Below are 16112 nucleotides of genomic sequence, written 5' to 3' on the forward strand. Positions count from 1 at the left end.
GGGGTGGTGATCGGAAAATTTTCGCGTTTTCGGCAAACCTTCCGGCCGGGTTCGAAACCCATCGCGCACAAGGGGTTGAAATCGGCTCGGAAACGCGACCGCGGGGATAGTTTCGGGGCCCTCCGCAGACTGTCCGCAAAGCGGATGCGGGGTATTAGCGATCTTGCCGGGTTCCCTACGGGGAAGGGGCATTTCGCCTGGTCGCGTTATACGCCCGGCGGGCAAGTCGGAGGTTGCGTAGCCATAACGATTGTGTAGAGTCATCGGCAACGCTGGCCGCAGCTGAGCCGGACTCGCTGCGGCCAGTGGAAATCAATCCGACGGTTCCGCGACTACGAAGTCGCTACTCCCACAACCGGTTCCGGACCCTTCTCGATCGAATAGCCCGTGATGTGCTCCGGGCGCTCCGCTGTCTTCTGCTCGCGCACCGCGATCCTGCCGCGACCGAAGACGTAGGCCAGGAAGCCGAGTTCGGCCAGCGCCCCGATCCCGACCCGCAGTGCGGTGGGCAGTCCGCTGGGCGTCACGAAGCCCTCCAGGAAGCCCGAAACCAGGAGCACGCCGACCAGTCCGAGCGCGATCACGGCGGTCGCCCGGCCCTGCCGGGCCAGTGCCTGCGGGCGGCTCTCCTTACCCGGATCGATCAGGGTCCAGCCCAGTTTCAGGCCCGCCCCGCCGGCCACGAAAATCGCTGTGAGCTCCAGCATTCCGTGCGGCAGGATCCAGCCGAAGAAGGGGCCGAGCCGCCCCGCCTCGGCCATCAGCCCGGCGCTGATCCCGAGGTTCATGGCGTTCATGAAGAGCAGATAGACCGCGGGCAGGATGAGCACCCCGAGGAACAGCGCCATGGCCGACACCCACGCGTTGTTGGTCCACACCTTGGCGGCGAAGGCGTCGTGCGGGTGCTCGTAGTAGTAGGTCTCGAATTCGCCACCGGGCCGCGTCAAGGCATCTGTATCCGTGTCCAGGCCGAGATGTCGCCGCGCGGACTCGGAATTCGCCACCCAGGCCGACAGCGCCGCCGAGCCGAGCAGGAACAGTGTCGCGACCGAGAGCCACCAGGGCCAGGCCCGGTAGACCGCGGCCGGAAAGCGGTGGCTGAAGAAGTAGCCGATCTCGCGCAGGGTGTCGATGCGGGCGCTCAGTATGCGACCCCGCGCCCGGGTCAGCACCGCAGAAAGTCCGGCGATGAGTTCGGGATCCGCCTCCCGCGTCTGCAATCGGGCCAGCTGCTGGGACGCCAGGCGGTACAGCCGGACCAGTTCGTCCGCCTCCGCGCCGTCCAGGCGCTTGCGGCGGGAGGCCAGCTGATCCAATCGGTCCCAGGCGGGCTTGTGCACGAACGTGTACGCGTCCAGATCCATGAGTACCCCTCCTGCGCCAACGCTGACAGAATGCTATCCATCTCGATCTCACCCGGCGGAGGAAGACGACCCCCATGGCACTTTTCACCACCGGCGAGGCCGTGGCCGTGGAACTGCCGATCGCGCGGATACCCACGCGCGCCGCGGCGTTCCTGCTCGATCTGATCCTGCAGGTGATTCTCGGGATTCTGCTGGTGCTGGTGCTCGAGCTGCTGCTGGTGTGGATCGACGCGGATTCCGCGTGGCGCGACGCGGCGGTCGTGGTGGCCATGGTGAGCGCGCTGATCGGGTATCCCGTGCTGTTCGAGACGTTTTCGCACGGGCGCTCGGTGGGCAAGATGGCGGTCGGGCTGCGGGTGGTGCGCGCCGACGGCGGGCCCATCGACTTCCGGCACGCGGTGACGCGGGGGCTGGCCGGAATCGTGGACTTCTGGATGCTGGGCACCGGGCTGATCGCCATCGTGGTGTCCGTCTGCTCGCCGAATGCCCGGCGGGTCGGGGACGCGCTGGCGGGGACCGTGGTCGTGCACGATCGCAGCCGGCTGCCCTTCGCGGCGCTGGCCGCGCCGCCGCCGTGGCTGATCGGCTGGGCGCGGCAGCTCGATCTGTCCGGTCTGCCCGACGATCTGGTGCTGTCGATGCGGAAATACCTGCTGCGCTTCCGGACCCTGACGCCCGAGGTGCAGGACCGGCTGGGGCGCGCCCTGGTGATCGCCGTCTGCGCGAAGCTGCGCACGCCGCCGCTGAACGGGTATCCGCCGCTGCAGATTCTGGGCGCGGTGCTGGCCGAGCGGCAGCGGCGCGCCATCGTGCAGGTGGCGCCGCCACCGTCCTTCGCCGCGCGGCCGGTCGCGGTGCCGCCTACAGCGCTCCGGTCCGCTTGAGTTCCAGGTATTCGTCGGCCAGCGCCTCGGGCAGCCGGTCCGGTGCGGCGGCGATGACGCGGACGCCCATGCGGCGCAGGGTTTCCCGCGCCACGGCGTGTTCGGCGATGACGTTCTCGGCGGCGGCCGCCGCGTAGAGGTCGTCCAGACCGGTGCGACGCGTCGCGGCCGCGGCCACTTCCGGGTCAGTCACCGAGACCACCAGGACTCGATGCCGTTCGGCCAGCACCGGCAGTACCGGGAGCAGACCCTCCTGCACGGTGGCGGCGTCGAGATGGGTGAACCACACCACCAGGCTGCGGCGGCGGGCGCGCTGCAGGGTGGCGCGCAGCAGACCCTGATAGTCGGTGTCGACCAGTTCGGGGGCGAGCCCGGCGAGCGCGTGCATGAGCTTGACCTGCAGGCGTTTTCCGCCGATGCCGCGCACCTCGGTGCGGACGCGGCGGTCGTAGGCCAGCAGATCCACCGAATCGCCGCCAGCCGCGGCCAGCCCGCCCAGCAGCAGCGACGCCTCGATGGTGGCGTCCAGCCGAGTGCCCGCGCCGACCCTGCCCGCGCTCACCCGGCCGGTGTCCAGCAGCATCACCACGTGCCGGTTGCGTTCGGGCCGCCAGGTGCGCACCAGCACGTCATCGGCGCGGGCGGTGGCGCGCCAGTCGATGGTGCGCACATCGTCGCCCGCGACATATTCACGGAACGAATCGAATTCGGTGCCCTGACCGCGAATCGTGGTGGTGTTGCGGCCCTCCAGATGCTGCAACTGCTTCACCTTCGAGGCCAGCAGCCGCTCGCTGCGGAACGGCGGCAGCGCGCGCAGCCGGGCGGGGACCTGGCGGCGCACCTGGCGTCCGGCCACGCCCAGCGGACCGAGCAGGCGCAGCGTCACCGGTCCGGCCGCGCGGTCGCCGTGATAGTCCGGCGTCAGCTCGGTGCGCAGGCGAATCCTGGTGTTGGGCGGCAGATTCAGCGCGTGGGTGCGGTGACGGGCGTGCGCGCTGGGCGGCCAGTCGTCCCACAGCGTGCCGCGCATCCGGCGGGTACCGGCATTGAGCACCGCCAGCTCCACCTCGATGCCGCGGCCGGAGCGCACGGTGGTGAGCGGCTCCCGCGAAAGCTCCAGCGCGCCCGGCGATCCCAGCGCCAGCAGATCGACGGCGATGAGCGCGACCAGCACCAGCGTGGCGATCAGCACCCCGAGCCACGAGGGCAGCGCCAGCGTGACGAACAGGGCCGCCAGCACCGCCGCGGCGGCCAGGCGGCCGGTGACGACCACGGCCTAGACCGGAACGGGGACGGACATCAGCAGCGAGGCCAGCACGCCCTCGGCGGTGACGCCCTCCACCTCGTGCTCGGGCCGCAGCTGCAGGCGGTGCCGGAGCACCGGCGTCGCAACGGCTTTCACATCGTCGGGTGTGGTGTAGGCGCGCCCGTTGAGCCAGGCGAAGGCGCGCGCCGCCGCCATCAGCGCGGTCGCGCCGCGGGTGGACGCGCCGTGTGCGACGGCGGGGGAGGTGCGGGTGGCCCGGCAGATGTCGACCGTGTACGCCAGCACCTCGGGGCTGATGGCCACCTGCGCGACGGCGGCGCGGGCGGCCGCCAGGTGCGCGGCATTCGCGACCGGGCGCAGTCCGGCCGCGGCCAGATCGCGTGGATCGAAGCCGGCGGCATGGCGCTGCAGGATGCGGAATTCGTCGTCGCGCCCGGGCAATTGGACGTCCACCTTGAACAGGAACCGGTCCAGCTGCGCCTCCGGCAGCGGATAGGTCCCCTCCTGCTCGATCGGGTTCTGGGTGGCCACCACCACGAACGGATCGGGCAGCGGCTGCGGCACGCCGTCCACCGAAACCTGGCGCTCCTCCATGGATTCCAGCAGCGCCGACTGGGTCTTGGGCGGGGTGCGGTTGATCTCGTCGGCCAGCAGCAGGTTGGTGAAGACCGGGCCGCGGCGGAAGGTGAACTCGGCCGAGTGCGGATCGTAGATCTGCGAACCGGTCACATCGCCCGGCATCAGGTCCGGGGTGAACTGGACGCGGGCGTGCTCCAGGTCCAGCGAGGTGGCCAGCGCGCGCACCAGCAGCGTCTTGGCCACGCCCGGAACACCTTCCAGCAGCACGTGCCCGCGGCACAGCAGGGCCAGCACCAGGAACATGACGGCGTGATCGTTGCCCACCACCGCCTTGCCGATCTCGGCGCGCAGCGCCAGCAGCGCCCGCTGGGCCTCCTGCGTGGAGGGCGCGCGGCCGTCGGCGCCCTCGGCGCCGATCGCCGCAGCGTCCTTGACGAGATCGGTCTTCTCGGTGAGACCGGTGTTGTCGGACAGTTCGGTCACAAGACCTCCGCTTCGATCCATTCGAGTTGTGCGGCCACGAGTTCCAACGTGCCCCGATCGGCGACCGGGTCGTAGAGGGCGGCGCGGATCACGGCCGGGTCGGCGCCCAGGCGGGCGCTCACCGCCGCGGTCACCAGTTCGGCCGGGGTGTCGGCGGTGACGCCGAGCGCGGGCCGCAGCCGGCGCAGTGCCGCCGCCCGTAGTTTGGCCGCGACATGTTCGTGGTCGCGGGATTTCCGGTACAGCCCGGCCTGTCCGGCCAGCAGTTCGTGCGCCGGGGCCTCCACGGGCAGCGGTTCGCGCACGACCGCGCCGCGGCGGCGGCCGCGCCACCACAGCACCGCGGCCCAGGCGATGAGGAACTGCAGACCGCCGAACGCCAGCCAGTTCGGCAGGGACTGGAAGATCGAGTCGCTGCCCTCGCCGAAGTCCGGCGGCGGCACCTCCGGCGTCTTCGGCGGCTTGGTCGGATGCGGCGGCACCTCGGTGGGCGGATTCGGCATGGAGGGCGCGGGTCCGAGCTGGCTCAGCACGAACACCAGCAGCACGATCGCGAGAATCCCGCCGACGACCGCCCAGAACCGCCAATCCCGCAGCAGCTCCGGCAGTTCCGGCCGCTCCCGGGCGGTCTTGTCGCGGCCCGCCTTGGCCTTGCGGGTCTTGCGCTTCTCGGTGAGTTCGACCGGGCCGTCCTTGGGCGGCGGCGCGATCGAATACCGGTCCGCCTGTTCGAGGCGGCGGTACTCGGCCTCGGTTCCGAAGCGGCCGCCGTAGACGACCTCGTCGAAACTGTGTGCCGCCGAGGGCAGTTCACCGGCGTCCGGCACGCTGGTCGCGGCGGCCCGCGCGGTCTCCTGCGCGGTGCGCGCCCGTTCCTCCTCCAGCAGGCCGCGCTGTTCCAGCCCGCGTGTCACCGCGCGATACCGCTCCCGCAGCGCCGCACCGAAATCGCCGCGCCGGGCGGCCTCCTCGGAGGCGGCCAGGTGGGCGGCGGCCGAACCCAGGGCGGGTTCGGGGGGAACGGGAATCCGATCGGTCTCGGTCATCGGCCGCCTCCGGTGGGCAGTTCGATGTCCCACGCCTCACGGCGGCAGCGCCGATCGACATAGGTGACGACCTGGGTCGCGGACTCCACCAGCTCACCGAGCGCCACCATGAGCAGGGCGGCGGTGATGATCAGGACCGTCACCGTCCAGCGGTGCGTGCCCGAGAAGTCGGCGATGAACTGCGGCAGCGCCAGCACCGGCACGATCAGCACCACCAGCAGCCCGCGCAGGTACAGCCACAGCCCGACCAACTGCCATTCGGTGCCGCCCGCAAGCACTTTCGCGCGGCGGGCGGCGGCGCGGTAGCCGACGGGGCTGTCGAAGAGGATGGGCGCCACCGTGCCGCGCCGCCCGCGCAGCCAGGCCAGCCACAGCACCGCGAAGGGCGCGGTGATGAGCAGGGGAGCGCCGAGCGCCAGCACGCCGAGGCCGATCAGCGTGTACATCACCTGATACGCCAGCAGCGGCCCGGCTCGGGAGGCCAACCGCCGCAGCGCTTCCCGTCCGCGCAGCGGCGCACGGTGCACGACCGACAGTCCGATCGGAACGGTCACGCCGCGAATGAAGAAGCGCAGCACCCACGCGCACGACAGGGTCACCAGCAGTGCGCCCCAGAAGGTTCCGCTGTCGGAGTCATGGGTGAGGACGGCCGCCAGGACCGTGCCCCCGATCGCGGCCAGGGCGGCCACCGCCACGGCCGGGCCGATCAGCGCCACCAGGGTCTTGATCCGGGCCTGGATCAGGGCGAACGGCAGATCCAGCAGTTCGCGGAACTGCATCGGGCGAATCGGGACAACGACCGGATCGGTAGCAGTCGGTTCCCCCACCGAGCCGGTCGGCGAACCGACGGAGTCGGCGGCGGTCGGCAACACGCGCCCACTCTATCCCGACCAGCGTGTTCAGTCGCCTGATAGCAGTCGCGCCACCACTCGCCGGTACAGATCGGGGTCGATGGGCGGCATGCCGAGCAGGGCCCGCAGGTAGACGCCGTCGCCGACCAGGCGCACGATCTCGGCCCGGACCGGATCGTCGATCTCGGTGTCCAGGGCGGTCTTCCACGCGTCCAGCACCTCGGTGAGGGCCCGGTCGGTCTCCGCCTGCGCGGCGTCGGCCGGTGCGTCCACGGTCCGCATGGCCGCCAGCATGGATCGGTAGAGCGCGAGTTCGACCGCGTCGGTGTCGTCCTCGGGGTGCGGGGCCTGCAGATACCACTCGGCCACCGAGCGGCCCTGTGCCACGGCGGCTTTCACCTGCTGGTCGGCCCGGTCGCCGACGCGCCGCAGCAGTCCGGCGATGAGCGCGTCCTTGCTCTTGAAGTGGTAGAGCAGCCCGCCCTTGGAGACGCCCGCGGTGGCGGCCACGTTCTCCAGGGTCACCTGGGACAGGCCCTTGTCGAGCAGCAGGGTCTCGAGCGCGTCGAGGATCCGGTCGCGGGTGCCGGCGGGGTCGCGGGGAGTCACGAGGCTTGACTGTACCGTCTGGACGGTTCAGAATGCTACTGTACCGTCTGGACGGTTCACGAACTCGAAAGAGAAAGCTGATGACCACCTCACCGACCGCACGCTCCGGAACTCCCGCCACCCTGCGGCCCACCGCCGCACCCGCACCGAAGGCCCGGCCCAGGGACTGGGCCGGGCTCGGCGTGCTGGCCCTGGCCCTGCTGCTGATCGCGGTCGACGCCACCGTGCTGGACCTGGCGGTCCCGTCGATCACCGCGGATCTGTCCCCGACCACCCCGCAGCTGCTGTGGATCATCGACGTCTACTCGTTCGTGCTCGCGGGCCTGCTGGTCACCATGGGCACCCTCGGCGACCGCATCGGCCGCCGCCGCCTGCTGCTCATCGGCGCGGCCGGTTTCGCCGCGGCCTCCGCGCTCGCGGCCTGGGCCGTCAATCCCGAAATGCTCATCGCCGCACGCGTTCTGCAGGGTGTCGCCGGTGCGACCCTGATGCCCGCCACCCTGGGCCTGATCCGGTCCATGTTCGCCGACGCCCGCCAGCGCACCCTGGCCATCTCGGTCTGGGGCGCGATGGCCGCGTCCGGTGCGGCGTTCGGCCCGCTGCTGGGCGGCTGGATGCTCGAGCACTTCTGGTGGGGCTCGGTGTTCCTGGTGAACCTGCCCGTCATGGCCCTGCTGCTGGTGCTGGCCCCGGTCCTGGTGCCGGAGTCGCGTGACCCCAACCCGGGCCGCTTCGACCTGGTCAGCGCCGGGCTCTCGATGCTGGCCCTGATCCCGATCGTGTACGCGGTCAAGGAGATCGCGGCCCATGGCGTGAGCCTGAACCTGGTGTTCGTCGCGCTCGTCGGCGTGGTCTCCGGAATTGCGTTCGTGCGTCGTCAGCGCGGCTTGAAGTCCCCGCTGATCGATCTGGACCTGTTCCGCATGCCCGCGTTCCGGGCCGCCGTGTTCACCAACCTGCTGTCGGTGTTCGCGCTGGCCGGGATGCTGTTCTTCGGCTCGCAGTACCTGCAGCTGGTGCTGGGCAAGTCTCCGCTGGAGGCCGGTCTGCTGCTGATCCCGGGCACCGTCGGCTCCATGCTGGGTGCGCTGGCCGCGGCCTGGCTGGTCCGGTTCTGGCGTCCGGCAACGGTTTTGGCGGGTTCGCTGGTGACGGTCGCGATCGGCGCGACGCTCTACTGGCTGCTGCCCGCGGATCCGCAGGGTTCGGTGACCCCGTTCGTCATCGGCTTCCTGCTGATCGGCCTGGGTGAGGGCGTGGCGCTCACGGTGTCGTCGGACATGATCGTGAGCACCGCGCCGGAGGCCCGCGCGGGCAATGCCGCGGCCATCTCGGAGACGGCCATGGAAATGGGTATCGCACTGGGCGTCGCGATCCTGGGCAGTGCCGTCATGGCGGTCTTCCGCCGCGGTCTGGATCTGTCGCACGTGCCGTCCGCCCACGCGGACGCGGCCCGCGAATCCCTGGGCGGAGCCATCGAAACCGCCCGTGGTCTGACCCAACCCGCGGCCGGTGAGCTGCTGAACTCGGCGCACTCCGCCTTCGTAAGCGGCATCCATCTGGCGGCCACCTCCACCGCGGCCATCCTGCTGCTGACCGCGGTCGTCGCCTACCGTGCGGCCCGCAAGCAGCGGGCCTGAGTGCGCCTACTGCCCCTTGCCCGGGGGCAGTTCGCGCGGGTTCCGGTGGTCGAGTTCGGGGTTGCGGCGCGGGTCGATCGCGCCCTGCTGCGGGGCGGCGGGCAGCGGGTAACCCGGCTCGACCACCTGGCCCTGGGGGAGCGCGGTGTAGGGATACTGCGCGTACGGCTGATCGACCACGGTGGAGGCGACCCGCTCGGCGTGCACCTGCTGGGGCGAGCCCGGCGGCAGCTGATATCCGTACTGCGGCTGGGCGTAGGCCTGCTGCGGTTGCGGCTGCCCGGAATCTGTGGAGTCCACCGTCACCTTGCGCGTGCGGCGCAGCGTGAAGGTGATCTCCTCAGCCTCTTCGAATGCCTGCCGCACCGTGCGCAGCGGATGCGTCGCGGTATCGATGGCATTGGCCACGAACGACGGCACCAGCGGGCGGATCCAGCGCGCGGCGGTGTCGGTGAACGGCACGGTGCCGATGATCGGAAGTTCCAGTCCGCCACCCTTGTTCGAGTCGGGCCGCGCGACGGGCAGCGCGGCCGGCGCGACGGGCGCGAGCGCGCCGGCGGGCGGCAGCGGGGTCAGCGCTCCCGAGGTGAGCTGGGCGGGCAGATTGGGCGACTGGGTCACTATCCCCTCCGGAAGTTCATGTCTGGCGGCACTGTCGAATTCGGCCACCGCGCGCTGGGCGGGTTCGGTGATGCCGATCTCGAGATTGCCGATGGCGGCGATGATGCGGGTGCGCTGCCGTTCCCGGTCGATGGCGGTATCGGCGTGCGCGGTCAGCCGCGCCGCGGTGAGTTGCTGGTCGGCGCGCAGTTTTTCGGTCTCCACCCGCACCTCGGCCTGTTTGACGGCGATGGCGGTGGTGGCGGCCTGGTCGATGCGATCGGTGGCGGTGCGGACCGCGACGGTCCGGTCGAAGGCCGTCTCGCCGCGCCACCAGCGCAGCAGCAGCGGCAGCAGGGCCAGCGTGACCATCAGCAGGGCGATGGCGAGCCGCAGGGCCAGCGGTCCGAAATGCCCTGTGGTGTAGTCGTTCATGGCCACCCAGCGCGCCCCGAGCCCGCGATCGCCCTCGGTGTAGGCGTCCTTGCGGGCGGCGGCGAGCGCCTTGTCCTGCGCGGTGATCTTGGCGTCGAGCCCGTCCACCTTGCCCTGCGCGACCGCGAGCTGAGTGCGCGCGTCGTCGAGCATCTGGTTGGCGGTGCGCTCCTCGGGGCCGCGTCCGGGCACGCCGGTCTTCGGCGCGTCGGCGCAGTCCTGGCTCGGGTTGTATTCGCAGCGCGCGATTTTCAGCGCGGTGGCGACATCGGTCTTCGCGGTGGCGATCTGCTGGTCCAGCGCGGCGCGATCGGCCTTGGCCCGATCGAAGTCGGCGCGCGCGGTCACCACGGTCGGCGCGGATTCCACGGCGCGCTGGGCGGTTTCGTCGAGCAGCCGGTGCACGGTGCCGGAGAACAGTACGGTGCAGGCCAATTCGGCGACCACCACCCCGGCGACCACGGCCACCGCGATGCGACCGGCGAATTCGGCCACGGCCCGGCGGTTTTCGCCCCGGTGCGGGGTGGCCGCGGTGGCCAGCGCCCGGGCGAGCGCACCCACCAGCAGCGTCGCGATGAGCGCGATCGCGATGACGGCGATGATCGGCCAGCCGGCGGCGGCCGTGGCGACGGCGGTCACCACGCCCGCGGTGGCCGCGAACAACGCCACCACCGCGCCGGTGACCGTGTACCCCCCGCGTTCGTCTCGGTCGATGAGCTGCGGTTCCGCCCCACCGAGCCATACCAACAGTGCGCCCAGTCCGGCGGCTTTCTCAGTCATGGGAGCTCACATCCCTTTAAGTCCCAAGTGATTCTGCTTCGAAACCGTCGCTGATTCGTTGTCTCAGCGTGACAGGCGTACAGCTGTTCCATCGACCGAGGCGGCTGGGATGTGGCCAGCCTCACAGTGGCGTGTTTCCGGCATATGACGTGGTGTTGATCACGCGCGGAACGGCCTGGATATCGCCGAAAACGGGGCTGGGAGACAGTTTTACAGTTAGCTGAGCGTGTGCTGAATCCCACATTCAGGAAAAATTCCGTACGGTCGGCAGGTTGCGCGGTCATGTCGGCCCGGAGGCCGCCGCGGCGGCGGAACTTGTCCGGAAAGTTAGCCGCCTAACGTCCGGTTTGCCGGATCCCTTTGCGGGGAAATCTGTTTCATTGCAGGTGAGAGGCGGTCCGGAGCTGCGCTGGACGGCCCAGGTCGGAGCCCTCGCGTGCCTGCGATGCAGTGGTGAACTCAACTGAAACACCCATGCGCCCCTGCTTTACACTGGACACCGCGCGTGTGTTGGAGGACCGATGAAGAAGCCCAGCTAGAAGCTGGAATTAGCGCAACCTAAGTTGGTTGGGCTCCAGTCCTGACTTATCGTTTGCTCTTACGCCGAACTACACAATTCGGCATAACTCCCCATACGGTCAGAGGCCCGATCGGTGCTCAGCCTAGCGGGCGAGAACGGCGCGGTGTGTAGCGAACGCGTAAGAGTTCCGTTACCACCGAGCACCCGACTAGGTAATCGAAGCGGGTCGACAACTGCAAAGTTGACTGCACGGAGTGACCATCAGCGCCGCTGGTCTCCGAAACGTCCGGGCGCAGTCCCTACCGGAGGCGTTCGACGAAGGCCCTTTTCTTCGAAGGCCTGTTTTTTGTGAAGGCAGAGGCATGACGCAACTTCCTGGCCACAGGTCCCCTGGACCCATCGGGCTCTATGACCCGGCGAACGAACACGACGCCTGCGGTGTCGCATTCGTCGTCGACATGCACGGCCGCCGCAGCCGCGACATCGTCGACAAGGCTATTACGGCATTGCTGAACCTGGAGCACCGTGGCGCGGCCGGCGCCGAACCCAACTCGGGTGACGGCGCGGGCATCCTGATCCAGCTCCCGGACAAGTTCTTCCGTGCGGTCGTCGACTTCGAGCTTCCCGCCGAAGGTTCGTACGCCACCGGTATCGCGTTCCTCCCGCAGGCCCGCCGCGAGGCCGCCCGCGCGGGATACGGCGTGGAGAAGATCGTGCGCGAGGAGGGCCTCGAGGTCCTCGGCTGGCGCGAGGTCCCGATCGACGAGTCTTCGCTGGGCGCGCTCTCGCGCGACGCGATGCCGACGTTCCGGCAGATCTTCATCGCCTCCCCGAGGGACAGCGCCGAGCAGCTCTCCGGCATGGACCTGGAGCGTCGCGCCTACGTCATCCGCAAGCGCATCGAGCACGAGCTCGGCAAGGCGGGCGCCGGTGAGGGCGCGACCGGCAAGGAGTCGGTCTACTTCCCGAGCTTGTCCGGCGAGACCTTCGTCTACAAGGGCATGTTCACCACCCCGCAGCTGCGGGCGTTCTACCTGGACCTGCAGGACGACCGGGTCGAGTCCGCGCTGGGCATCGTGCACTCGCGCTTCTCCACCAACACCTTCCCGTCGTGGCCGCTGGCGCACCCCTTCCGGCGCGTCGCCCACAACGGTGAGATCAACACCGTCTCCGGCAACGAGAACTGGATGCGGGCGCGTGAGGCGCTGCTGAACTCCAATGTGTTCGGCACCGACTCCGAGGGCAACAACCGCCTGGAGAAGATCTTCCCGGTCTGTACCCCGGGCGCCTCGGACACCGCGCGCTTCGACGAGGTGCTCGAGCTGCTGCACCTGGGCGGCCGCAGCCTGCCGCACGCCGTGCTCATGATGATCCCGGAGGCGTGGGAGCGCCACGAGTCCATGACCCCGGAGCAGCGCGCCTTCTACCGCTACCACTCCTTCCTCATGGAGCCCTGGGACGGCCCGGCCTCGGTGTGCTTCACCGACGGCACGGTCGTCGGCGCGGTGCTGGACCGCAATGGTCTGCGCCCCGGCCGCATCTGGGTGACCGAGGACGGTCTGGTCGTGCTGGCCTCCGAAGTCGGCGTGCTGGACATCGATCCGGCCAAGGTCGTCTACAAGAAGCGCCTGCAGCCCGGCCACATGTTCCTGGTCGACACCTCGCAGGGCCGCATCATCTCCGATGACGAGGTCAAGCAGTCGCTGGCCACCGAGTTCCCGTACCAGCAGTGGCTGGACGAGGGCCCGACCAAGCTGAGCGATCTGCCCGATCGCCCGCACGAGCACATGTCGCACGACCGCGTGCTGATCCGCCAGCAGATCTTCGGATACACCACCGAGGAACTGAACCTGCTGGTCTCGCCGATGGCGCAGACCGGCGGCGAGGCGCTCGGCTCGATGGGCACCGACACCCCGATCGCGGTGCTGTCCTCGCGTCCGCGCCTGCTGTTCGACTACTTCTCGCAGCTGTTCGCGCAGGTCACCAACCCGCCGCTGGACGCCATCCGCGAAGAGGTGGTCACCTCGCTGCGCAGCATGATCGGCCCCGAGGCCGACCTGCTGAACCCGGGACCGGAGTCCTGCGGTCAGATCACCCTGACCCAGCCGATCCTGGACAACGACGAGCTGTCCAAGCTGGTCCACATCAACGACGACGGTTCGCGTCCGCACCTGCGGTCGGTGGTCGTGCACGGCCTGTACCCGGTCAAGAAGGGCGGCAAGGGACTTCGCAAGGCCATCGAGGCCGTGCAGCGTCAGGTCTCGGCCGCGATCGACGGCGGCGCGCGCATCATCGTGCTGTCCGACCGCGAGTCCAACGAGAAGCTGGCCCCGATCCCGTCGCTGCTGCTCACCGCCGCGGTGCACCACCACCTGGTCCGCGAGCGCACCCGCACCAAGGTCGGCCTGGTCGTGGAGGCCGGTGACGCCCGCGAGGTGCACCACATGGCCATGCTGATCGGCTTCGGCGCGGCGGCCATCAACCCGTACATGGCCTTCGAGTCCATCGAGGACATGCTGGAGCGCGGCGCGCTGCAGATGCCGGGCAGCACCGGCGATCACGCGGCCGACTTCAAGAAGGCCGTCTACAACTACAACAAGGCGGCCGGCAAGGGCGTGCTGAAGGTGATGTCCAAGATGGGCATCTCCACCATCGCCTCCTACCGTGGCGCGCAGCTGTTCCAGGTCGTCGGCCTGGCGCAGGAGCTCGTCGACGAGTACTTCACCGGTCTGAAGTCGCCGCTGGACGGCATCGGCCTCGACGACATCGCCGACGAGGTCGCGCAGCGGCACCGGGTCGCGTTCCTGGAGAACCGCAACGAGCGCGCGCACCGCGAGCTCGAGGTCGGCGGCGAGTACCAGTGGCGGCGCGAGGGCGAGTACCACCTGTTCAACCCGGACACGGTGTTCAAGCTGCAGCACGCCACCCGGTCGGGCCAGTACAAGGTCTTCAAGGAGTACACCAAGCTCGTCGACGATCAGTCGGAGCGCTTGGCCTCGCTGCGCGGCCTGTTCAAGTTCAAGTCCGAGGGCCGCAACCCGATCTCGATCGACGAGGTCGAGCCCGCGTCGGAGATCGTGAAGCGATTCTCCACCGGCGCGATGTCTTACGGCTCCATCTCGGCCGAGGCGCACGAGACGCTCGCCATCGCCATGAACCGCCTGGGCGGTCGCTCGAACTCCGGTGAGGGCGGCGAGCATCCGGCGCGCTTCGAGCCGGAGGAGAACGGCGACTGGCGTCGGTCCGCGATCAAGCAGGTGGCCTCGGGTCGCTTCGGTGTGACCGCGCACTACCTGACCAACTGCACCGACATCCAGATCAAGATGGCGCAGGGCGCCAAGCCCGGTGAGGGCGGCCAGCTTCCGGCCCACAAGGTGTACCCGTGGGTCGCCGAGGTCCGGCACTCGACGCCCGGCGTCGGCCTTATCTCGCCGCCGCCGCACCACGACATCTACTCGATCGAGGATCTGGCGCAGCTGATCCACGACCTGAAGAACGCGAACCCGCAGGCGCGGATTCACGTGAAACTCGTCGCGGAGCCCGGCGTCGGCACCGTCGCCGCGGGCGTCTCCAAGGCGCACGCCGACGTGGTGCTGATCTCGGGCCACGACGGTGGCACCGGCGCCTCGCCGCTGACCTCGCTCAAGCACGCGGGCGGCCCCTGGGAGCTCGGCCTGGCCGAGACCCAGCAGACCCTGCTGCTCAACGGCCTGCGCGACCGCATCGTGGTGCAGGTGGACGGTCAGATGAAGACCGGCCGCGACGTCATGATCGCCGCGCTGCTGGGCGCCGAGGAGTACGGTTTCGCGACCGCTCCGCTGGTGGTCTCGGGCTGCATCATGATGCGCGTGTGTCACCTCGACACCTGTCCGGTCGGCGTCGCCACCCAGAACCCCGTGCTGCGCGAACGCTTTACCGGCAAGCCGGAGTTCGTCGAGAACTTCATGCTCTACATCGCCGAGGAAGTCCGTGAGCTGCTGGCGTCGCTGGGTCTGCGGACCCTGGACGAGGCCATCGGCCGGGTCGACCTGCTCGACACCACCGCCGCCAAGGCGCACTGGAAGGCCGCCAAGCTCGACCTGTCGCCGATCCTGGACGACGTCGAGACCGCGTTCATGTTCCAGGACCGCCGCCGCACCAAGGACCAGGACCACGGCCTGGACAAGGCGCTGGACAACCAGCTCATCGCGCAGGCCGCGGATGCGCTGGAGCGGGGCAAGCCGGTCAAGATCGACACCAAGATCACCAACGTGAACCGCACGGTCGGCACCATGCTCGGCCACGAGGTCACCAAGCTCTACGGCGGAGTCGGCCTGCCGGACAACACCATCGACATCACGTTCACCGGTTCCGCCGGTAACTCGTTCGGTGCGTTCGTCCCGGCCGGCATCACCCTGCGGGTCTCCGGCGACGCCAACGACTATGTGGGCAAGGGCCTTTCGGGCGGTCGCATCATCGTGCGCCCGTCGGCCGACGCGCCCGCGGAGTTCGTGGCGGAGCAGAACATCATCGCGGGCAACGTGATCCTGTTCGGCGCCACCTCGGGCCAGGCCTTCATCCGCGGTGTCGCGGGCGAGCGCTTCGGTGTCCGCAACTCGGGCGCCACCGCGGTGGTCGAGGGTGTGGGCGACCACGCCTGCGAGTACATGACCGGTGGTCGCGTGGTCGTGCTCGGCGAGACCGGCCGCAACTTCGGCGCCGGCATGTCGGGCGGTATCGCCTACGTCTACAACCCGAACGGCACCTTCGAGGCCAACCTCAACACCGAGCTGGTCGACCTCGAGCAGCTCTCGGCCGAGGACGCGCAGACCCTGAAGGACATCGTCGAGCAGCACCGCGCCGAGACCGATTCGGCTGTCGCGGAACGCATCCTGGGCGACTGGGCGCAGCAGGTGACCAAGTTCGTCAAGGTCATGCCGCGCGACTACAAGAAGGTCCTGCTCGCCATCTCCGAGGCCGAGAAGGCCGGCCGGAACGTGGATGAAGCCATCATGGAGGCGGCTCGTGGCTGACCTCACCTACTCGGTGCACAGCGGCACCTCTGTTTTTCCGCG

10 protein-coding genes are annotated in these 16112 nt (G+C 69.5%); 3 read left to right on the plus strand and 7 right to left on the minus strand.

Translation table 11 applies throughout. The annotated features are described in order from the left end of the window. Nucleotides 1–332: 332 nt before the first annotated feature. Complete coding sequence (locus ACAM49_RS00305) at nt 333–1364, minus strand: stage II sporulation protein M (RefSeq protein WP_369633400.1); 1032 nt, start codon at nt 1362–1364, stop codon at nt 333–335. A gap of 74 nt (nt 1365–1438) precedes the next feature. Here ACAM49_RS00305 and ACAM49_RS00310 point away from each other — a divergent pair, with 74 nt between their 5' ends. Next, nucleotides 1439–2248, plus strand: coding sequence for an RDD family protein (locus ACAM49_RS00310; RefSeq protein WP_369633401.1), 810 nt, complete (start codon nt 1439–1441; stop codon nt 2246–2248). On the opposite strand, the gene ACAM49_RS00315 is transcribed toward ACAM49_RS00310, so the two are convergent. The 5 genes from ACAM49_RS00315 to ACAM49_RS00335 form a co-directional block, all read right to left on the minus strand. After that, nucleotides 2226–3521, minus strand: a complete 1296-nt coding sequence (locus ACAM49_RS00315; RefSeq protein ID WP_369633402.1) for a DUF58 domain-containing protein — start codon at nt 3519–3521, stop codon at nt 2226–2228. The genes ACAM49_RS00310 and ACAM49_RS00315 overlap by 23 nt on opposite strands. A 3-nt stretch (nt 3522–3524) precedes the next feature. After that, nucleotides 3525–4454, minus strand: coding sequence for an AAA family ATPase (locus tag ACAM49_RS00320; RefSeq protein WP_369633468.1), 930 nt, complete (start codon nt 4452–4454; stop codon nt 3525–3527). Between the two features lie 119 nt (nt 4455–4573). Beyond that, nucleotides 4574–5623: a DUF4129 domain-containing protein gene (locus ACAM49_RS00325; protein ID WP_369633403.1), complete on the minus strand. Its 1050-nt coding sequence runs from the start codon at nt 5621–5623 to the stop codon at nt 4574–4576. Further along, nucleotides 5620–6495, minus strand: a complete 876-nt coding sequence (locus ACAM49_RS00330; RefSeq protein ID WP_369633404.1) for a hypothetical protein — start codon at nt 6493–6495, stop codon at nt 5620–5622. Before ACAM49_RS00330 ends, ACAM49_RS00325 begins: the two co-directional genes overlap by 4 nt. A 27-nt stretch (nt 6496–6522) precedes the next feature. Continuing rightward, nucleotides 6523–7083 (minus strand): TetR/AcrR family transcriptional regulator, encoded by a 561-nt coding sequence (locus tag ACAM49_RS00335; RefSeq protein WP_369633405.1) that lies wholly within the window; start codon nt 7081–7083, stop codon nt 6523–6525. Between the two features lie 80 nt (nt 7084–7163). On the opposite strand from ACAM49_RS00335, the gene ACAM49_RS00340 reads away from it, so the two are divergent. Continuing rightward, entirely contained in the window at nt 7164–8723 is a 1560-nt protein-coding gene (locus tag ACAM49_RS00340; RefSeq protein WP_369633406.1) for an MFS transporter, read from the plus strand. Between the two features lie 6 nt (nt 8724–8729). Here the strand turns inward: ACAM49_RS00340 and ACAM49_RS00345 are convergent, their stop codons facing one another. Further along, nucleotides 8730–10538 carry a DUF4407 domain-containing protein gene (locus tag ACAM49_RS00345; protein ID WP_369633407.1) on the minus strand — a complete coding sequence of 603 codons (1809 nt, stop codon included), beginning with the start codon at nt 10536–10538 and terminating at the stop codon, nt 8730–8732. An 882-nt stretch (nt 10539–11420) separates the two neighbouring features. Here ACAM49_RS00345 and gltB point away from each other — a divergent pair. Further along, nucleotides 11421–16070 carry a glutamate synthase large subunit gene (gene gltB / locus ACAM49_RS00350; RefSeq protein WP_369633408.1) on the plus strand — a complete coding sequence of 1550 codons (4650 nt, stop codon included), beginning with the start codon at nt 11421–11423 and terminating at the stop codon, nt 16068–16070. Nucleotides 16071–16112 lie beyond the last annotated feature (42 nt).

The sequence above is a fragment of the Nocardia sp. JMUB6875 genome, from assembly GCF_041154655.1.
Classification (GTDB): Bacteria; Actinomycetota; Actinomycetes; order Mycobacteriales; family Mycobacteriaceae; genus Nocardia.